Origin of the sequence: Desulfobacter sp. (assembly GCA_028768545.1) — a bacterium.
In the GTDB taxonomy this organism is placed as follows: domain Bacteria; phylum Desulfobacterota; class Desulfobacteria; order Desulfobacterales; family Desulfobacteraceae; genus Desulfobacter.
In genome coordinates, this window is the sequence record CP054838.1 from 975,829 (window position 1) to 996,601 (window position 20,773).

A 20,773-nucleotide genomic window follows, 5' to 3' on the forward strand; every position below is an offset into this window, starting at 1 on the left:
GATTCTCCTTTACAAGGGCAAGCCTTGTTAATTTTATTCATACATATACAATAAATTGTATATGTATGAAGTATGGGCGGGTTTGTCTATTTCCCTGACTTGACTTTGGGTGCTTAATGTTTACTTCATATACCACCTGCAGCATGCATAAAAAGAATAATAAAATAATTTAGGGGAAAAAATATGGGTAAAACAGGATGTATTATCAGGGTGGTTTTGTCTATACTTGCGCTTGTCATTCTGGGTACCGGATGCGGGCCCAGCAAATCATCCAATGTCTATACCAGTGACCAGGCCCAAAGGGCGCACACCGTGGAGGCCGGCACGGTGGAATCCATCAAGGCGGTGACCATTGAGCCGGGCAAGGCGCCCGGGGCAGGAACGGTGATCGGCGGCGTTGCCGGCGGTGTGCTCGGATCCACCATTGGCAGCGGGAGCGGAAGAACCGTGGCCACTGTGGCAGGAGCCCTTGCAGGGGCCGCGGGCGGGGCTGCAGCCCAGAAGAAAATGGGCACAACCCAGGGCCTTGAAATTGTGGTGACCCAGGACAACGGCCGGAAAATTGTTGTGGTTCAGAAGGCTGATGTTCAATTTGCACCGGGGGACCGGGTCAGGGTGCTGACCTCCCCGGACGGTACTACCCGGATTTCAAAATAAGGATCATCAAGGCGGATCTTTATCATTTGCTTTTGCAAAATGGGTTATGATCCGGAGCGCAGTACAATTGTCTTATCTTTCTTGGCGGTTTTTTCCAAGGCAGATGATCAGTGATTTAAACGATTTATATAAACTTAGAAAAATGAAAACAGGGAATTTATCATCGCATAGGTATACCCCAGGAGATTATGAAAAAAAACAGCGCAAAAAATGAAAAATTAAGAAATGTTGCCATCATTGCCCATGTTGACCATGGGAAAACAACCCTAGTGGATGCCATGTTCAAGCAGAGCGGGCTTTTTAGAGAGGGCCAGCAGGTGGATGACAGACTCATGGACTCCATGGATCTGGAGCGGGAACGGGGAATCACCATTTCCGCTAAAAACTGTTCTGTGACCTGCAAGGGGGTGAAGATCAATATTATTGATACCCCGGGCCATGCTGATTTCGGCGGTGAGGTGGAACGTGCCCTGTCCATGGCAGACTCGGCCATCCTTTTGGTGGATGCCTCTGAAGGGCCTCTGCCCCAGACCCGGTTTGTATTGAAAAAAACCTTTGAAGCCAACCTGCCCGTGCTGGTGATCATCAACAAGATCGACAGAAAAGATGCACGGACCGACGAGGTTCTGGACATGGTCTATGATTTGTTTATTGACCTGGACGCCACGGAAGAACAGCTGGATTTTACCTATCTGTATGCCATTGGCCGGGACGGGATTGTAAAGCGGGAGCTGGAAGATGAGGTGGACAACCTCAAGGTGCTCTTTGATATCATCCTTGATGAAATGCCGGCCCCTTCCTATGATCCTGATGCCCCGTTTCAGATGCTGGTATCGGATCTGGGGTATTCGGATTATCTGGGGCGGCTTGCCATCGGCAAGGTGTTTAACGGGTCCGCCGCCTCCAATGCCAGCCTGGTCTGTATTGATGAGTCTGACAAACAAAATGCCCTAAAGGTCTCCAAACTCCAGTCCTATGACGGGATGACCCTTGGTCCGGTGGACCAGGCAGATACAGGGGATATTGTTGTTCTGTCCGGGATCGAGGATGTCAAGATCGGGGACACCATCTGCACCCGGGAAGCGCCTCTGGCCCTGCCCAGGATCACCGTGGACGAGCCCACGGTATTCATGCGCTTTTCCATCAACACCTCTCCTTTTGCCGGAAGAGAGGGCAAATATGTCCAGTCCAGAAAGATCAGGGAACGGCTGCTCAAAGAGACCCTGCTCAACGTGGCCATAGAGGTGGAGGAAAGCAGTGAAGATGATTCCTTTGTGGTCAAGGGCCGGGGCGAACTCCAGCTGGCCATTCTCATCGAGACCATGCGGCGTGAAAATTTTGAAATTTGTGTGGGCCGTCCCCGGGTGATATACAAGGAAGAAGACGGCCAGGTTTTAGAACCCATTGAACATTTGTTCGTGGACTGTGACGAGGATTTCATGGGGGTGGTCACTGAGAAATTGTCCATCCGCAAGGGAAAGATGCTCAATCTGGTCAACAACGGCAAGGGCCGTGTCCGGGTGGAATTTTCAATTCCTTCCAGGTCTTTGATCGGGTACAGGGATGAATTCATGACCGACACAAGGGGAACAGGAATTTTGAACTCCTATCTGTCCGGGTATGAACCCCACAGGGGAGAATTCCCGGTGCGGTACACCGGATCCATTGTCTGCGACCGCCAGGGAAAGGCCGTGCCCTATGCCCTGTTTAACCTGGAACCTCGGGGCCAGTTGTTTATTGCCCCTGGAACCCCGGTTTACGAAGGCATGGTGGTGGGCGAGCACAACCGCCATTCTGATATTGATGTCAACCCCTGCAAAGAAAAGAAACTGACCAATATGAGGGCGTCGGGCAAAGATGATGCGACCACCTGCTCCCCTGTCAAGCCCATGACCCTGGAACAGGCCATCCATTTTATCCGGGATGATGAGATGGTGGAAGTTACCCCAGAGTCCATCCGTATCCGGAAAACAGAACTCAATGCGGGAAAACGTCACATTCTCTGGGGAAAACAAAAGAAAAAAGAGCAAAAATAGCCGATTCACCAAAGGGGTGGTAAATTTTTTTTGCTCTTTTAAATGATTGCTGTACTGTCCAACCACCCCATGGAATCGATCCATGGGGTGGTTTTATATTTTTTTGTTGATACGATCTTGCCAATTCTCCTTTTTGGGCCGTTTTGATCATTCTGGGGTCAATCGTTGGTATAGGTATATCCAATAGCACCCCCTTTGTTTGATCGGGGATATCAATTTGAGTTGTCTGTTTTTTTTATATAAAAGAGAGAACCGATTATCAAAATTTGAATACTATTGAATATTTGCGATCAGGAATTAAAAAATGACCCCGATAGCCCTTAGATTACATCCTGGCCAGGACCTTTATGCTGAACTGGAACGCCTGGTGAACAGCCGCAAGATTAATGCCGCCTGCATCCTGACCTGTGTGGGGAGCTTAACCTGCGCCGTGCTTCGGTTTGCAAATCAGGAAAAGCCAGAAACCCTTTTGGGGCATTTTGAAATTGTTTCCCTTACCGGGGTATTGTCCAACAAGGGGGCTCACTGCCATATTGCCATTGCAGATGAACAGGGCAGAACCTATGGGGCCCATCTCATGCCCGGGTGCAAAATTTATACAACCGCTGAGATTGTGGTGGGCATCATTCCCCATTACCGTTTTGACCGGACCTTTGATCCGGATACCGGATATCCTGAGCTTGAGGTCAAATATTGCTCACAAAAATAAGGAGAAAGCATCATGAGTTTTAAAGAAAGCATCAAAAAAGATTTTACCACAACAACCATGGTGCTCATGGCTGTGGCCATTGTTATCAATATTGCGGTGGGCCAGCTGGTCTCCATACTCAAACTTCCCATTTTTCTGGATTCCATCGGTACCGTCCTGGTCGGCATCATGGCAGGGCCCTGGGCCGGTGGTTTGACCGGATTGCTCACCAACCTGATCTGGGGGATGATTTCCTCTCCTGTGGCTGCGGCCTTTGCCCCCGTCGCCATGGCCATCGGCATTGCTGCCGGTCTTTGTGCCAGATTCGGGCTTTTTAACGTCTGGTGGCTGGCCATTGTCAGCGGGGTGATCATTACGGTGTTCAATGCCGTTGTTGCCGTTCCCATCAAATTGTATATGTTTGGGGGAATCTCGGGAACAGGGGCGGATTTTTTAACCTCGTACCTGCTTGCCCTGGGCAAAAATCTTTTTGGTTCAGTGGTGGTCACTGTTTTTGTGTCCAACCTTCTGGATAAGGTAGTGACTGCCCTGTTGTGCTGGGGGATTGTGATTGCCCTGCCCCAAAGAACCGCAGCCCGGTTGCCCGGCCTTAACAAAGCCGGTTTAAAAAAATAAAGCGTCTTGAAGATCTCTTGTGCCAAACCCCAGGGTGACCTGCCGACAGACGCCCTGCCCGGGCCTTGTCCCGGCTTGCTGATCCCGGGGAGGTCTTGGCTTCATCAACTGCATCCGTTTACCAAGCTGAGTTATTTTTTTTTTTTGCCCTGGCATGGGTGTATCTGCTGCCGGGGGGATGGCAGCCTGATCTGATCCTGCTGGCTGTCAATACAGGGGCTGCGGTCAGTGCGAAAATTTTTAAACCCGCCTGGAAAATTGTCTGGAAAACCATGCTTCCCCTTGGGCTTTTCATGGTGCCCATCCATGGGATGTTTTATCCGGAAAATCATACCTTGTTGATTCCGCTGGGTCCGTTTAGCGTCTACCGGGAGGGTTTGGTGTTTGCCCTGAACACCCTGGCACCGATTTTGGTTTTATTATTTGTCTCTTTGTTTTTTGTGCTCACAACCCATCCGGCAGACCTGATCACCGTCATATCTCAGACCGCCAAATCTCCCTGGCTGGCCTATCTTCTCGGCAGCCCTCTGCTCTTGCTTCCGGCCATGCGGGACCGGATTGTCACCATTCAATCGGCCCAGAGGGCAAGGGGGCGGGAGACTGACGGACATTTGTTAAAACGGTTTTTGGGGCTGGCCCCCCTGGTGATGGGCTCGCTCGTTGAAATTGAACAGAGGGCAACAGCCCTGGAACTGAGAGGATTTAAGTCGGAAAATGATAAAACATCGGTCCGAATCGTTTCTGATTTAACAAGGCAAAAACAGTTCCGGCGGCTGATGCTGGCCGCGGCATTCGTTATTGTCCTCTATGGCTTAAGGAAGGTGATGGTTGCCTGAAATCCAGATAGACTGCTTTACCTACTATTATCCCGAAGCTGAAAGTCCTGCCTTGGAAAAACTCTCCCTTGGGATTTCAAAAGGAGAATTTGTCGGAATTATCGGCGCAAACAATTCCGGCAAGTCAAGTCTTTGCTATGCCTTGTCCGGAATTATTCCCCATCTGTATCAGGGCAGGGTAGAGGGACGAATTACAATCCATAAAAAAGATACCGCAGGCATGAGTGTCAGTGAGATTGCCCAAGACCTGGGCATGGTCATGCAGAACCCTGTGAACCAATTGTCAGGGGTTCGGTATTCGGTTTTTGAGGAAGTGGCCTTTGGGCTTGAAAATCAGGGCATCAAACGAGAGGCGATCATGGATCGGGTGAATCAGGTGCTCACTTATACTGGCCTTGAAGCCTTTGCCGACAGATCCCCGTTTCACCTGTCGGGCGGTCAGCAGCAGCGCCTGGCCCTGGCCTGCGCCCTTGGGACAGAACCCGGCATCCTGGTTCTGGATGAACCCACCACTTTTCTGGATCCCCAGGGCAGCCAACAGGTGTTTGAAATTTTGCACAGACTCAATCAACAGGGTACAACCCTTATCATTGCAGAGCAGAACCTTGGGTGGATTGCCGAATATGCAGACCGGGTCGTGGCCCTGAAAAACGGGGCGGTTGTCATGGACGGTCGGCCTGAAGCGGTTTTAACCTCTTCTGTGCTAAAAGAGATCCGGCTTGAGTGGACACGGTATACAAAGGTGGCCCGGCTGGCCAGGGAGAAAGGCTTCTGGATGTCGGGTGCCCGTTTGTCCGCTTCTTTTGGCACCACCATTGAAAGATTTAAAAAATGACCCTGCCTTGTTTGGCCATTCATATGGAAGATCTTTGTTTTGATTATTCTCCCCAGATAAGTGCCTTGAAAAATATTTCACTTGAAATCTGCCAGGGGGAGCAGGTTGCCCTGGTCGGGCACAATGGGTCGGGAAAGACCACCCTGGTCCGGCAGTTGAACGGGTTGCTCCGGCCGTGTTCCGGCCGGCTGCGGGTACAGGGAATGGACACGGCCGCCCATCCGGTCTCTCAATTGGCAAAACAAACGGCATTGTTGTTCCAGAACCCGGACGACCAGATTTGCAAATCCCGGGTATGGGATGAGGTTGCATTCGGCCCTAAAAATCTGGGGTATGCCAGGCAAAAAGTCCGGGTGCTGTTCAACGAGGCTCTGGCCTTGTTTGATTTATTGCCCCTTGAGGCGGCAAACCCCCATGATCTGGGGTATAGCGAGCGCAAACGGGTGGCAATATCATCTGTTATTGCAATGGATACACCTGTGATTGTGCTTGACGAGCCCACAGCAGGCCTTGACGCCTATGAAATTACCCTTTTGGATCAAATGCTTGAAAAGCTGAAACAAGAAGGCAAAACAGTGATTATCATTTCCCATGATATGGATTTTGTCGCGGAAAAACTTTCAAGAGTCGTCTGTCTGGCACAGGGGGAAAAAACCTTTGACGGCAATTGCCGAAATTTTTTTTCCGATGACCAGCTGCTTTCAGAGTGCGGATTGTTTGCCCCCCAGGTGGTCCGCCTCAGCACTCATTTTCAGCAAAAAAAAATGGCCTTGACCCCAGAGGCGTTCATTGCTGGATTCTAATCTTTTGTCTCATCTGTGATGAGGGTGCCCCCCCCATGGCGTTGATCCATGGGGGGGACCCCAAGTCCCGTGTTCGTTTACAACCTTTACTTTTCATACACCTGGGGCTCACTTAAAGCGTCCAATTCGTCCTCGCTAAAGGCTTCGGCATACACAGCCATTTGAATCATGGGAGGCTTTTTAGGCGTGAATTCCACCCATTTGCCGTTTTGTTTCTCCAGAAAAGGCCATTTTAAAAGGTCTGGCACCAGAGGGATCACCCCTTTGTAGAATTCCAGTTTCCCGTTTTTAAATTTTGCCGGCTGAAAGCCTTTGCCCGCAGCCAGGGTGTCAACCGCCTTTGTGCCATGGCAGTCCTGCATTTTCTGGCACTCTTGGTGACAGAATAGGTAAAATAGGGAACATAACAGATAAAGGGTTCATTGTTTTTTCCCACCAGGGTCTGAAGGGTGCCGCTGGTGATTTTGCCCTTGTATTTTACCAGCAGAAGAAAGTCTTTTACTTTTGTGGTAAAGCTTTTGGCTTGCTTTTGGTCTTTGCCAATTCACCAAAATGGCAATTGTAGCCTGCCATGGTATTTTGAACATGGCAGGCATTGCAGGCCAGAGCGTCCATATGAATTTCATGGGATTCGGTCTGGGGAATGGAGGGGAATTCTCCGGGCTTTTCAATATGGCAGTCCGTGCAGGAGGCACCCATGGCGCCGGTTTCCCTCATGCTTTTATGTTCAGTGCCGTTTCCGTGAATTTCCTGGTGGGTGTGGCAGTCAACACATGTCAGATAGCTGCTCCGGTGCACATCCTTGCAATTTGTCATAATATCAATGGAAATGGTTGCCTTTTCCCGGGCATGGCATTTAAGGCAGGTTTTGGCGCTGCTGGCCTTTTTAACGGAATAGATGGGGCACTGTTCTGTCTGCTTGAGATGACAGGTCCCGCATCCTTTGGCATGGCAGTTCTTACACCCGAGCTGGTCATATGGCACTTTTGTGATCTGCATGAACCCGTCCTTGGCTTCGTACCAATGCTTCATTCCCCTGCCTGTATGATGAAGACTTTTGGTAAAGCTTTCCTGTGCTTGTTCTGCCCCAAACGAAAGGCTCAAGGCAGCCAGCAACAGGATAATGGTTAACACGCCTCCGGATAAAAATTTCATACGGATTCCTCCTGTTTGAATTTAAAATGGGTGTTTAAAAGGTTAAGTTCGAGAATCGGCAGTCCCTAGCACCCTGAACTAGAAAGCCTTTGAAAAAGAAACAAGCGGTTGATTTGGGTGGGTGACGACCGCACCTTCTAATTTAAGAGCAAAATATATGCCGCAGTTTTAAGGGTGTTGGCAGTTGCGCCATCTGCCTGATCAGGGCGGGAAAGACAAAAAATTGATCCGGGGGTCGGCGAGGGTATATTTGCAGTATTGCAATGTTTTCAAATACAAAAGGTGCATTGAAATTTGGGCAGGCAAAAAAGGGAAAGGGTGTTCAAGGCCAAGCGGTTTGATGCTTTTTTTGTTCTGCGGCGGCCTTTTTGGCGATTTGAGTTGGCAGGGGTGAGAATAAATAAAAGGGGTGAATGATCACCCCTTTTATTATGGATTTGGTTATTTGTCTGCTGATTTGTTGGGGATCAGATGCCGAAATCCTTTCCATAGTTTTCAATGACAAAATCAATGTCCTTGTCCCCACGTCCTGAAAGGTTCACCAGGATGGTTTTTCCGGGGCCGGCTGTTTTGGCCAGCTTGGCGGCGTAGGCCATGGCATGGGCGCTTTCAATGGCCGGAATAATGCCGTCGGTGCGAGAGAGTTCAAAAAAGGCATTAATGGCCTCATCATCGGAAGCTGTGACATAGTTGACCCGGCCAAGGTCCTTGAGCAGGCTGTGCTGGGGGCCGACACCCGGATAATCCAGACCTGAAGCCACGGAATAGACAGGCAGGGGGTCGCCCGCCTCATCCTGAAGCAAATAGGAGGAAAATCCGTGAAGGACGCCGGGCTTGCCCAGGCTCAGGGTGGCCGCATGGTCTCCGTCCTTGAACCCTCTGCCAGAAGGTTCAACCCCGTAAATATCCACATCCGAGTCGTTGAGAAAGGCTGTGAACAGGCCCATGGCATTGGAACCACCGCCCACGCAGGCCACAAGGTTGTCCGGCAGTTTACCGGTCATGGTTTTGAACTGCTCTCTTGCCTCTATGCCTACGATCTGCTGAAAATCCCTGACCATCACGGGAAAGGGGTGGGGGCCCACCACAGACCCAATGGCATACAGCTGGGTAACAGGATCTTGAAGGTAGGCTTCAAATGCTGCGTCAACCGCATCTTTCAAGGTTTGGGTGCCCCGGGTTACCGGTACGACCCTCGCCCCTAAAATTTTCATTCTGACCACGTTGGGGTGTTCTTTTTTAATGTCCACGATTCCCATGTAGATATCGCATTCCAGCCCGACCAGGGTGGCAGCCGTGGCCAGGGCCACCCCGTGCTGTCCAGCCCCTGTCTCTGCAATGATTTTTTTCTTGCCCATGCGCTTGGCTAAAAGGGCTTCACCCAAGCAGTGGTTGATCTTGTGTGCGCCTGTATGGTTAAGGTCTTCGCGTTTGAGATAGATATCAGCCTCGCCGATTTTTTCGGATAAATTTTTGCAATGAAATATCGGGGAGGGCCGCCCTGTAAAATGGGTGTTCAGCTCCGAGAGTTCCTGGATAAAGCCCGGATCTTTTTTTATCTTTTCATAGCTCTGGGTGATCTCGTCCAGAACCGCCTGTAGCTGTTCGGGCACATAGGACCCCCCGTATTTGCCAAATCGGCCGTCTTTGTCCGGAAGCGGGGTATTTTCAAGGGGGGGAATATTTTCACTCATTGCAACTCCTTATGCGTTTATATGTTTCTAAAGATAGAAACATATAGCCCCAAAGAATTTAAAAATCAATGGTTTTTTTAATAAAAACGTCAGCCATGGAAAAATGATCCACAGCTGACGTTTAAGATACCGGTCTAAGCTTATGCCTGAGTTTAAAGATCTATGAATGAATGATTTTAAAATCAGATCCGTTGGGATGATCCTGGGCAAATTGAGCCAGTCGGTTTTCAAGTTCAACGAACCGCTCTTTTCCGGTCAGGGAAACACAGGCGCGCAGTCCTTCGTGACGGTCACTACCCGTGGTGGTCAAAGAGATGGCGCTGATGCCGTAGTAGAGCAATTCTTCCACAAGTTCTTCGCCGGAAAATCCCTCGTAGGCAATGGTAAAGTAAAATCCGTCGGCAATTTCCCTGTCTTCGTCCCTGTCATAGACAATGTGAAATCCGTTTTCCAGAAACAAGGCTTTCATGGCCTTTGCCCGCTCCCCGTATTCTTTTACCCCGTCCACGAAATTGTACTCGCCCTGGTTTACAGCCTTGAGCAGGCCTAAAAGTCCGTATTGGTTGGAGTGGGATACCCCTGAGCTTAGGGCATACATGGCTCCGAAGATATAGGCATACCCAAAATTATCTGTGCCGAACCATTGTTTGAGGTTGTTCCCTTTGGAGTTGAACAGCTTGTCTGGAATTGCGGTCATGCCGATGCGCTGGCCTGCCAGGGAAAAGGATTTGGAGCTGGAGATGAGCAAAATATAGTTTTCGGTGTATTGGGCCACCGTGGGGATAAATGGGGCCTTTGCCGGGACGGAATAATCCTGCCTGAAATCCATGCCGAAATAGGCCAGATCCTCAAGCACGAGGCAGTCATATTTTGTGGCAAGCTCGCCGATGATTTCAAGCTCCTGTTCGGTAAAGCAGATCCAGGCCGGGTTGTTGGGGTTAGAATACATCAGGGCGGCGATATCCCCTTTTTCAAGGTAGGATTCCAGCTTGGCCCTCAGCTTTTCACCCCTGAACTCATAGACATCGAAATTCTCAAAGGGCACGCCCAGAACCATGGCCTGGTTTTTGTTCACCGGAAATCCCGGATCAATAAAGAGCAGTTTGTCTTTGCCTTTTATCCTGCGGCAGGCACACATCATGGCCATGTAGCAGCCCTGCATGGATCCCACCGTGGGAAAGCAGGAAACAGGGTCTATTTCTTTGTCCATATAATTTTTTACAAAGGCTGAGATTTCTTTTTTGAGTTCGGGAATCCCGTCAAAGGGCGGATATTTGGAGCCCACCCCTTTTTTAAGGGCTTCGATTTCGGCATCCACGGCAATCTGGGGCGGTTCAAGTCCGGGCACTCCCATTTCCATGCGGATAAACTGCTGGCCCGAGGCCGTCTCTATATTGTTGACAATGCGGTTGAGTTCCCGGATGGAGGCCAGTCCCACAGACGCCAGTCCCATGGCGTTTATTTCCTGTTTTACAATATCCATGTCAATGGGAGGGTTTGCCATTTTGTTTTTCTCCTGAAAAAGATTAAATATTGATATATTTTTGAATCAAAAGATAGTAGGGGGAAACAGGGGAATTTTCAAGACTTATCTATGGATATTTTATCAACCCGCATATTTCACGAATGCCTTTGTGAATATCATTCCCAAGGCCCCCTCAAAAAGCGGCGGCCTGGACATTTGCGTGCCTGCCTTGACGGAAAAGATTTGTCCTGTGACGTATCCTTTTTAAAGGGCCTGTTTTTTGGGGGCCTGTTATAGCAGAGCAAACAATTACTTGAACAAGGATTTATACAACTTATATTTTCCCCATGAGATATTCATCAGATTTACGCAAACGCGTTATAGATTTTGTAGAAAATGGAGGAAGCAAGACGGAAGCTGCCAGTCAGTTTAATGTATCCCGTGGAAGTGTTCACAACTGGACGTCTGCCGAAGATGGTTTGTCATACAAGAAACCCGGTCCAAAAGGACCACGAAGTTTGGATCTGGAAGCTTTGCGCCTCCATGTGGAGACAAATGATGACATGACACAATCGGAAAGGGCGCAGCATTTCGGAGTATCCCGTGCCTGTATCTGGTATAATATAGAGGGCGTTCAAAATTCTGTGTCAGTTGAATGAAAGCTGATATACTCAGCTAAATAAGGAGAACTGACATGACCGAAGAAAACACCGAATTTGATTTTCAAAAAGCCCTTAAAGGCATCCAGGAAGGTAAACCCTTCACAGGTAAGGGCGGCGTCCTTACATCATTAATCAAAAATCTTGCTGAAGCTGCTCTTGAAGGAGAGTTGGAGTCCCATCTCGGGCAGGAAGTTTCTGCCAACCGCCGTAATGGAAAAAGCAAAAAGACCATTAAATCCCTGGATGGTAAATTTGAGCTAAAAACCCCGCGTGACAGGGCCGGAACCTTCTCTCCACAGATCGTCAAAAAACATCAGACAACGCTCAGCGATGAAATTGAAAGAAAGATAATAGCCCTTTACGGCCTGGGCATGAGTTATAATGATATGGCTTCCCATTTACAGGAAATCTATGGACTTGAGATTTCAAATGCCACTCTGAGCACCATTACCGATAAAATCATCCATACCGTCAAAGAATGGCAGGCCAGGCCGTTGGAAAATGTGTACCCAATCGTATGGCTTGATGCCATACATTATAAAGTACGAGAAAACGGAAAGGTCGGCAGCAAGGCCGTTTACACAATTCTTGGGGTGAATATCGAGGGCCGCAAAGAGGTTCTTGGGCTGTACATATCCGAGAATGAGGGTGCGAACTTCTGGCTGCAGGTGTTAACAGACCTTTCAAACCGAGGGGTAAAAGATATCCTGATTGCCTGTGTTGATGGTCTAAAAGGTTTTCCCGAGGCCATTGAGACCATATTCCCGGACACAGAAGTTCAACTCTGCGTAGTCCACCAGATCCGAAATTCATTGAAATACGTTGGTTCCAAAAATAAAAAGGAATTTATGGCAGATCTAAAACGTGTTTATAAAGCGGTCAATAAGGATCTGGCCGAAGAAGAACTGGATATCTTGGAAAATAAATGGAATGACAAATACCCGATTGTGATAAAATCCTGGCGGAACAACTGGGAACGCCTCAGTCATTTCTTTAAATATCCAGAAGAGATTCGACGGATAATATACACCACAAATACCATTGAGGCTGTGCATCGACAGTTTCGAAAACTGACCAAAACAAAGGGATCATTCCCGAACCAGGACAGCCTGTTAAAGCTGCTTTACATGGGGATCCAGAACGCCAGTAAAAAATGGACAATGCCGATTCAAAATTGGTCACTGACAATTTCCCAGTTGGCAATTTTCTTTGAAGGCCGGCTGGATAAAGAGCTGGGAATTTGATAGGGATTTATTTACAGATGGAAAAGATGGTTCCAGGAACTCCACTCCAGCAAAAGTCAACTCCTCCGACGTGGCTGATTGAAGGCCCATTCTCGGACCTGACTTTTACTTCCGCTGGCGCTGAGGCAGATCCGGGAACCGAAACCGTGACACAGAATTCTGAACATTCCCATAATATGAAACAACTCGGAATCACTCGAAAAAAAAGATGACGGGATACAGGGAGCGAAGCGACAGCAAAAGAAAGGCATATCTTCGTCTTCGTGAACGTTATGTACGTCGTTGCAAAACGTTTGTTTATGTTGATGAAAGCGGCTTTTCGCCTTATACAACCCGTCGCTATGGATATGCTCTCAAAGGGCAGCGTGTTCATGGTTTGATTGCAGGAACAAAGCACCCTCGAACGTCTTTGATTGCTGCCCGCATCGAATATAGTTTTGAAGAACCATTTTTGTTTCAGGGAACATGCAATGCGGATATCTTTAATGCTTGGATCGAACACCAGTTGAGTCCACATCTGAACGATAATCATGTCGTTGTGATGGATAACGCATCCTTCCACAAGGGCGAAGAAACCAAATATTTGATAGAAAGAACTGGTGCAGCTCTTTTGTTTTTGCCCCCGTATTCACCGGATCTCAATCCGATTGAACACGATTTTGCGGCCCTAAAAACCATCCGTGAATACAATGAAAACGAAACGATTGATGAAATTATCAGGATGTATAAATAATTATCGGCATTGCTATAATCTTAAAAGAGACTTTTTGCCAGATCACAGGGGCGGTAAATTGGCTCCAGCCCCATTTGAGAATACCGACCAGCCAGAATGAGATTCAGAGGGCCCAGGCCAGCATGGCAATTCTGTAGGCCAGCATGGGTATTGAGATCACCCATGCCTGGGGAAGAACAGGGAGGCTGACGTCATGGTACCATCTGAGCAGGCCGGCACTGGATCCGTTTCCCCTGATGTTCATGTCCGGATGGCCTAAAAGCCCGTTGGAAATGGCAAAGACCAGGGCAGCGGCAGACAGGAATGTCAGAAGGACGATGCCGACCTGGACCAGGTTAAAGCTTCCCCCTTTCATCTGGTTGGCCTTTTTTCTGAAATCCAGGGCAATGAGCCAGCCGATCACAAGGATGCCTGCCCCAAGGTTACTCATGGACATGCCAAGGCACAAGAGGAACCAGTGGAAAAAATGCAGCCCGGCCCATTGGGTGCGCGAGAGGCCCAGGGCAATGATAAAAACAATGATGAGCACGGACCAGAACAGGACTGCCGGTCCGACGAGCTGGTCTCCGCCGACTAACAATGGCCAGCGGTTCCGGGGAAGGCGGATATCCACACTTGCATTGGCACTGGGAAGGCCAAGATCAATTTTCGGGCTTTTAAAACGGGTGGAAATCCCATTGGCATCCATCCATTTAAGCTCTATTTCCTGTTTGCCCGGGGCAATGGGAAGGACCACCCGGGTGCCGTCCTGGCGGATGGGCTGGATTTTTCCCTTGATTTTTACCTCCTGAAGTCTTGCCCCGGGCACAAGTTGGATGGCGTGGTGACCGCCCTGGCTGCTTTTCAGGGAAAGAAACAGCTGGGCCGTGGTGGTGTTTTGTCCGGGGGCAAGTTTGAGCAGGCTTTTTTCAATGGTCAGGGTCTGACCGTCAATTCCCTGGGGCCGTGATATTGTGAGATTTACAGATTCTCCAGGCCAGGGGTACCAGGTGGGATACCAGAGGTTGGCGTTTTTGTGAAAAATTACGGGAATGCCCTCATAGGCCATGTGGAATACAGGTCTGACATCCACCTTCCAGACCTCTGTCCAGTCACAGGGTTTGACATGGGTCAGCCTGATTTCACCGGCAGGTTCCAGAAAAGACTCCCAGGTCAGGGATCTCTGGTCGGACCTTAAATTAATTTTGGCTCTATTGTCTTGCACCCGGATGCCCTTGGTGGTCACAGATTCCCCCTTGATCAAAGGGATATCCATGACCATGCCGGCTCCAAACGGACCGATCCGGGTCACCCGGGTCTGGATCTTCCAGACCAGGCCCAGAAGAAGGGTGCGCTCAACCCGGGCAAAGGGCGGGAGCACCCCTGTTTCAAGCACCTCTTTTTCCCGGGCGGTCTGTTTTGCCTTTTGTTTGAATTGAAGCTGTCCATCAAACCGGCCGTCTGCGTGGACCCCTTCAACAGACCAGCCCTCTGCTCGGACATCCAGGCGCCGGGGTTTGAGATGGAAGGTCAGCTGGAAGGTGTTCTGATTTCGGATCGGGCCTTGAAGGTTTATCCTGTGTCTGCCTTTGGGAATCATGAGCCAGAGTCGGTTGTCTTTTCGAATCAGCCCTTTGGCCGGTGAATTGTCAATGCTGACCTGGGTGGGCAGCCATTGTTTTTCATGGCCGGGAACAGGGATGGCCACATCTGTCTGGGCCTGGACAAGGCCTGTAATTTTCAGGTCAAGGGCGTTGATCCTCACCGAGATTTCTGATATGTCGGCACAGTTTGGAAAACAATCCTCTTTTTCAAGCAGCCGTTTTTCAAGTTCTTCAAGCATCTGGTTTGACGGGATCTCCGAGGCCTGGGCAAGGGTCGGGACATGGACCATGCATATTATCAAAAGGGCAAGACAAGGGGCAAAGGATTTGAGCGCCCGGATATGAACACCTTTGCCCGGTTTGAATTCCATACCAAACATGCCCATGGCAAGGACGATGATCAATCCCACCCGGATAAAGGAGAGTACCCGGTTGATTTTAGGACCGACAAGGGTGAATGAGACTTGTTGATCCCGGGTCACCGGTCCTGACCAGGAAAAGTTTATTGTCTTAAACGGGCGCCATAATGGTATGCCCGGACCTGTCTGGGTCAGGGCTTTGGGATCGTACTGCATCACCCGCTGTCCTGAATCGTAAGGCTCGGCCATGGAGGAAAAGAGCATGCGTTCTCCTTTTTCTTTGATGGCGCGGCCTGCCTTTATGGGTGCTTTTGCCGCGGGCGCCATCTTTTGGACCGCATCCATGGCCCTGGGCAAGGATCGGTTTTTGTTGATTTGTTTTTGGGCATATTCGGTCATGGAGGTCCATGGCTGGGCCAGTTGGGGATATATCCCGATGCGAAGGGCCTGGATGGAATAGGGAATGACAATGGCCACAAAGGCCAGAACCGCGGCGCCCTGAAAGAGCTTGATCAGGTTTTTGAACCTGCCTTTGGGCAGGAATTTTAACAGGGCAAATCCCACGAGCATGACCAGCCAGACATACCGGGGGGCATTGGGTTCATGAAATATGAGTACCATGGTGATAAAGGCAATCGGGGCCAGTTTTTTTGAATAGAGCTTTGCCAGGGCAATGGTGAAAATAAGGACCATAAAAAAATCCAGCAAGGTCCATTTTTTGATCCAGGTATGGGGGATATTGTCCATGCCGGAGGCATGTACTAAGGTCCATCCCGGCGGCAGGTGGAGCCGGCCTGACACCCGTTGGAAATCATGGTCCCATCCGGTTGCAGGCATTGGGGAGATTTTTCCTTTGAAAATACTGTCGGCAACAAGGTTGATCTGACCGTTGCGAAGTTCAATTCCGGCGTTGTCACTCTTTTTTTGCCGGGTGATCAATTGTTCTTTTCCATCCACAATGACCTGGCCCAGAGAGGTGGCAGGATCCATTTCCAGACGCCAGTTTGTATTTTTCTTCCCTTTGATTTTATCCTGGATAAAATATCCTGATCCGTCAAACCGCAGCCAGAGTGTCCGGTCTAAAGAGAGCTGGTCAGGTGCCGGCCGAGGGTCCCCCCGTTTGATTTCCTTGAATTTTAAGTTGGTGTTTGCTTTCATCAGATAGGCTGGATAATTTTGCCAGGCTTTGGGCATAGATGTCTGGAGGGGATCAATGGCCGGCACGCCAAAAATTTCAACAAGCCTCAGATCCGGCCGTGCCTTGAAGGACCAGGTCTCCTGGCTTGGCCAGACCCCTTTTTCAAGGGGAGTGAACCCCAGTTCGTCCAGGGGACCTGAATGTCTCAGATCCAGGTGAAGCCTGTACTTTCCGGGCCTGACCTGGATTTTAATGGTGGCATCCTTTTCAAGTCTTGCCGGCAAGGGGCTTTTCAAAGAAATGGGGGTAAATGCGTTGGGGGCATATACAGGTCCTATGGTGACCTGCCTTGCAGCGCCTGCCACATCAAGGGAAACCCTCGGGGGAATGGCATCGTCAATGAGTCTGAAACATTCTATTTTGAGCCGGTCTTCAATCCGTTTTTCTTTGTGGATATGTCTGAGCCACAGCCGTCCCCGGGTATCCAGGTTGGGGAAATTTAATTTTTTATCGTTTATGGTCAGGGACAAGAGCCCTGATTCTCGTGGCACCTGGATATATTCGGGAAGGCTGTTCCAGGCGAACCGACCTGTGACCACGTGGGAGCCGGGCAAAAGCATGACCCTGGGAAGGTCATTGTTTCCCAGGACCACCTTGGGCCTGCTGTCCACCCGGATATCCATGGGCCAATGCCGGCTGTTTCCGGGAAGGGCCACCCAGGTCCGTGAATTGATCAGCCAGGTCTGTCTGAAATCTCCGCCCCTGTCATCCAGGCTGATTTCAAGAGAGGAGGGCCAGGCGCACTGGTATTTATCTGCGGTATTAAAAAGGGGCACGCATTCCATCTGCTTTTCTTTTCCGTGGAGCACCCATTCTTTCCAGGGTTCGAGTACCTGGGGAATTTTTGCCTGGGGCTTTGCATGGCAGGGCTGGACCAGGGCAAAAAGACAAATAATGACAAACAGCCATGACCCTGTGATTTTAATTGGATTTTTTGAGTTTTTCACAATATGCTCCATTGGAATGGGATAGAGGTTCAGTCTGTTTTTGTTTGGTTGGTTCATGGATCTTGGACACCATTCATGGCATAATAAATTATCCTGCAAAAAGCAATCAGGAAAACCCTCAGGGCTCACGCATGTAAATATTGTAAAGTGCCTATAGTTTTGATTGGTTCAAGTATCATCCAAACATAACTTCCTCCAGATATTTGATATCCATAGCAGCATTCAACCTTTTGGTTTTTACACTCCCTTTAAATGTCTTATTGTTCCGTAATAAATTTAATGCAATGTGCCGAATCGCTGCAAAATTCTCAGGAGAGTTCCCCTTTCTGACTCTGCTTTCGTCTTCACGGAACGCAATATCCAATACCCAATGCACTGAATTTTCAATTCCCCAATGCCTCCTGACAGCATTACCAAAAATATTGGGGTCGCTATCCAGGCTCGATATATAATATCGCTTTTCATGACTGATCTGGCCGTCCATTTCCCGGGTGGATTCAATCATTCCAATACTTTTCAAACCTTTCCAACTTTTTTTATCTTCAAACCAATCAATATCAGAGGTTATCACAGCCCTGCGCGTTTCGACTCGACCGTGCCCTCCGTCAACACTGGTCTGTTCATTAAACTGGTACCCCTGATTTTTCATTTCTTCCATTTTATTGAAAAAAAGTACCGCTTCATCATGCAAGGTTTTATGATTTTCTTTCAGGGCAAGGACATAGTCACACCCTTTGTTTATTATGGTTTCAGCGATTTTCTTTTGAGTGCCCATGGCATCAATGGTTATAATGCAGCCCGAGATATCTAAAAGTTTTAAAAGATTTGGAATGGCCGTAATTTCATTTGATTTTTCTTCGGTTTTTAATTGCCCTAAAACCACTTTATTAGACGAAGCCCACGAACTGATCATATGAATGGCTTTCTTATCATTGGAGGTATCGTGTGAACGCCTTAGAGTTTTGCCGTCGATTGCAATGACTTGACCTTTGGTCATCTTTGCAACCGACTGAACCCAGTGCATAAAACTGCTCTGAAATTCATTCGGGTTCATCCTTTCAAAAATTCTGCCAAAGGTGTCATGGGAGGGTATCCCATGGGGAAGGCTTAGAAATTTTGACAACCACCTTTTTCTCTTTTTGCCAAAGTTTTCAATTTGCTCATAAGTGTCTGCGCCAGCAACTACCGCACAAATTGCGATGATGACGACATCAATTAAATTATGAAGCTTATTGTGGTGTCTGGGGTCCTGAATATTGTCAAAAAAAGTTTCAAGAGATTTTTTTTCGTTCATTGGCAACTCCTTGTGTTTATTGCCATATATATCGTATCTGTGCAGCGATGTCTAGGAAAATTTTGTTCGATGCTCATATACTATAACAAGCCAGGAGAGCCAGGCTGGGATAGGGTGAAGGGGGTGGAGTGGCGTAAATGAGCGGCCCGCCAGGACGGCATAGGTCCGATCATTTCCGCTTCTTAAGCGGTCAGGACGACCGCTTAAGATTTAACGGAATCCCCCTCACCTATTCCAGCCGGGTAAGGACGAATCTTAATAAAAGTTACATGTGATGACCCTGGGAAAACCCTGATCCACCATCAAAATACCATCTTCTTCGTTGCCTGGGTTTGCTCCTCCCTGCGGAGTATGACTTATACACCTCACTCGTCGCTCGCTTGGCGCCGCAATATGGTACTTTGCTGGTGGCCAGGAAAGCACAGAACATCCCAATATTTAAACAAATATGAAATTAGGCGGTGGATTTGGGAAAAAATCCGGGGGTGGGTTTCATGGGAGAGGCGCCAGGGAAAAAATTCAAATTATGGACGAATCCGGGTGAAGATGATAAAACCCCTGGAATTGAGACGGTAGCTGCACCTGAGGTGGTGCAATAAAACAAGAGAGTAAAAATAGAGGCATACAATGGAAAGACTTTTGTTGATCTCGGCTTCAGCTGCCTTGGGAACCATTTTTTTTATCTGGTTTTCCCAGGTGGTTAAAAAGAAGTACATGCAAAATTTTATCCTGTCACACCTGTGGCTGATGCATCCCAATGCAATTTGTTATTGGCGGACCGCCATGGCTCTTTTGGGGTTTGTCCTTTATTTTTTTACGGCCTATCAAGCGGTTGCCATTTTTATTTTCAGCTTTGCCGCCATCCTTGACGGAGCCGACGGTGTGGTGGCAAGACAGCTTAACCTGGTCTCCAGGTTGGGGGAGTGGCTGGATCCGTTGTGCGATAAACTCACCTATCTGCCCCCCATGATCGGGTTTGCCTATACCGGGATTTTATCGATTGATCTGGTTTGGGTGCTGGTGATCATAGAGCTGGTTGGTCAGTTTTTTGCCCGGAAAATCCTCGGCTGGCTCAATGTCTCGGGTGCGGCCAATAACTTTGGGAAAATCAAGGCCATGATCTGTTTTTCCCTTGTTATTTTTTCTGCCCTGGTGGATGCCAACCCGGAGATGCTCAACATTGCAGACGGGGTGCTCATGGGCTGCATTATTCTTTCCGCCACCTCCATGGTGTTTAAATTTATTCCCAACCGTCTCTATGCCGATATCCTGTCCATGCTCAACTTCTGCTGCGGTGCCATTGCCCTGGTCTTAACCTATTATCACTCTTTTGCCTGGGCCATTTGTATTGTCATCATGGGACAGCTGTTTGATCTTTTTGACGGGCGGATGGCCCTCAAGCACGGGGGGACCAAATACGGTCCCTATCTGGATGATATTGCTGATTTTGTCAGTTTTGGACTGGCCCCTGCCTATGTGGTCTTTCAAAAGGGGGGGGAGTTTGCCTGGGTCTTTGCCCTGGTCTTTATTTTTGCCGTGGCCTTCCGCCTGGTCCGGTTTGTGGTCAAGGATAAACATCAGACCGATCTGCCCACAGGTATTTTTAACGGGCTGCCCAGCCCTGCCGGTGCTCTGATTGTCCTTGGGGCCTCTCTTGTGGCCAATACCCTTTTTTTATGGATATTTACCGGGGTGTCAACCCTGCTGATGGTCAGTCATATCCGGTTTGCCCATTTTGGACGGGTGATTTTAAAACAGATTCCCAAACCGGTATTTTTTCTTATTTCAGCCTCAATCATTGTTGCCCTGGCCTTTATTTTTAAAACCCAGAATGTCCAGATGTTTGGGTATTTGATTTTAGGATCCATTCTTTTTTATCTGGTGGCCGGCCGGATTTGGGCCCAGAGAAACTGATCCCGTATCTTTATGGTATAAAATTTACAGGCTC

The 20,773-nt window shown here is 48.8% G+C and carries 15 protein-coding genes and 1 pseudogene; 11 read left to right on the forward strand and 5 right to left on the reverse strand.

Annotation, left to right across the window (positions count from 1 at the left end):
* The first annotated feature begins 183 nt into the window (after positions 1 to 183).
* The 7 genes from HUN05_04725 to HUN05_04755 all read left to right on the forward strand — a co-directional run bounded on the left by HUN05_04725 (position 184) and on the right by HUN05_04755 (position 6,491).
* Positions 184 to 657, forward strand: a complete 474-nt coding sequence (locus HUN05_04725) for a glycine zipper 2TM domain-containing protein (GenBank protein WDP84537.1) — start codon at positions 184 to 186, stop codon at positions 655 to 657.
* A 188-nt stretch (positions 658 to 845) separates the two neighbouring features.
* Positions 846 to 2,693, forward strand: a complete 1,848-nt coding sequence (gene typA / locus HUN05_04730; protein WDP84538.1) for a translational GTPase TypA — start codon at positions 846 to 848, stop codon at positions 2,691 to 2,693.
* A 304-nt stretch (positions 2,694 to 2,997) separates the two neighbouring features.
* Positions 2,998 to 3,402, forward strand: coding sequence for a DNA-binding protein (locus tag HUN05_04735; GenBank protein WDP84539.1), 405 nt, complete (start codon positions 2,998 to 3,000; stop codon positions 3,400 to 3,402).
* A gap of 12 nt (positions 3,403 to 3,414) precedes the next feature.
* Positions 3,415 to 4,017, forward strand: coding sequence for an ECF transporter S component (locus tag HUN05_04740; GenBank protein WDP84540.1), 603 nt, complete (start codon positions 3,415 to 3,417; stop codon positions 4,015 to 4,017).
* Positions 4,018 to 4,112: 95 nt separating this feature from the next.
* Complete coding sequence (locus tag HUN05_04745) at positions 4,113 to 4,853, forward strand: energy-coupling factor transporter transmembrane protein EcfT (protein ID WDP84541.1); 741 nt, start codon at positions 4,113 to 4,115, stop codon at positions 4,851 to 4,853.
* On the forward strand, positions 4,846 to 5,688 hold the full coding sequence (locus HUN05_04750) for an ABC transporter ATP-binding protein (GenBank protein ID WDP84542.1): 843 nt from the start codon (positions 4,846 to 4,848) through the stop codon (positions 5,686 to 5,688). Before HUN05_04745 ends, HUN05_04750 begins: the two co-directional genes overlap by 8 nt.
* Before the next feature lie 23 nt (positions 5,689 to 5,711).
* Positions 5,712 to 6,491, forward strand: coding sequence for an ABC transporter ATP-binding protein (locus tag HUN05_04755; GenBank protein WDP87929.1), 780 nt, complete (start codon positions 5,712 to 5,714; stop codon positions 6,489 to 6,491).
* Between the two features lie 86 nt (positions 6,492 to 6,577).
* Here HUN05_04755 and HUN05_04760 read toward each other — a convergent pair.
* The 3 genes and pseudogenes from HUN05_04760 to HUN05_04770 form a co-directional block, all read right to left on the reverse strand.
* Positions 6,578 to 7,646 (reverse strand): annotated as a pseudogene (locus tag HUN05_04760) (hypothetical protein).
* Positions 7,647 to 8,113: 467 nt separating this feature from the next.
* Positions 8,114 to 9,340 (reverse strand): tryptophan synthase subunit beta, encoded by a 1,227-nt coding sequence (trpB, locus tag HUN05_04765; protein WDP84543.1) that lies wholly within the window; start codon positions 9,338 to 9,340, stop codon positions 8,114 to 8,116.
* Positions 9,341 to 9,500: 160 nt separating this feature from the next.
* On the reverse strand, positions 9,501 to 10,844 hold the full coding sequence (locus tag HUN05_04770; GenBank protein ID WDP84544.1) for a pyridoxal phosphate-dependent aminotransferase: 1,344 nt from the start codon (positions 10,842 to 10,844) through the stop codon (positions 9,501 to 9,503).
* Between the two features lie 308 nt (positions 10,845 to 11,152).
* Between HUN05_04770 and HUN05_04775 the strand changes: the two genes are divergently transcribed.
* The 3 genes from HUN05_04775 to HUN05_04785 all read left to right on the forward strand — a co-directional run bounded on the left by HUN05_04775 (position 11,153) and on the right by HUN05_04785 (position 13,444).
* A complete protein-coding gene (locus HUN05_04775) occupies positions 11,153 to 11,464 on the forward strand; it encodes a hypothetical protein (protein WDP84545.1) in 312 nt (103 codons plus the stop codon).
* Between the two features lie 35 nt (positions 11,465 to 11,499).
* Positions 11,500 to 12,711 carry an IS256 family transposase gene (locus tag HUN05_04780; protein WDP84546.1) on the forward strand — a complete coding sequence of 404 codons (1,212 nt, stop codon included), beginning with the start codon at positions 11,500 to 11,502 and terminating at the stop codon, positions 12,709 to 12,711.
* Between the two features lie 208 nt (positions 12,712 to 12,919).
* A complete protein-coding gene (locus HUN05_04785) occupies positions 12,920 to 13,444 on the forward strand; it encodes an IS630 family transposase (protein ID WDP84547.1) in 525 nt (174 codons plus the stop codon).
* Positions 13,445 to 13,547: 103 nt separating this feature from the next.
* On the opposite strand, the gene HUN05_04790 is transcribed toward HUN05_04785, so the two are convergent.
* Complete coding sequence (locus HUN05_04790; protein WDP84548.1) at positions 13,548 to 17,531, reverse strand: hypothetical protein; 3,984 nt, start codon at positions 17,529 to 17,531, stop codon at positions 13,548 to 13,550.
* Between the two features lie 175 nt (positions 17,532 to 17,706).
* On the reverse strand, positions 17,707 to 18,825 hold the full coding sequence (locus HUN05_04795) for an ISAs1 family transposase (protein ID WDP84549.1): 1,119 nt from the start codon (positions 18,823 to 18,825) through the stop codon (positions 17,707 to 17,709).
* A gap of 627 nt (positions 18,826 to 19,452) precedes the next feature.
* On the opposite strand from HUN05_04795, the gene HUN05_04800 reads away from it, so the two are divergent.
* Entirely contained in the window at positions 19,453 to 20,739 is a 1,287-nt protein-coding gene (locus tag HUN05_04800; protein WDP84550.1) for a CDP-alcohol phosphatidyltransferase family protein, read from the forward strand.
* The last annotated feature ends 34 nt before the right edge of the window (positions 20,740 to 20,773 follow it).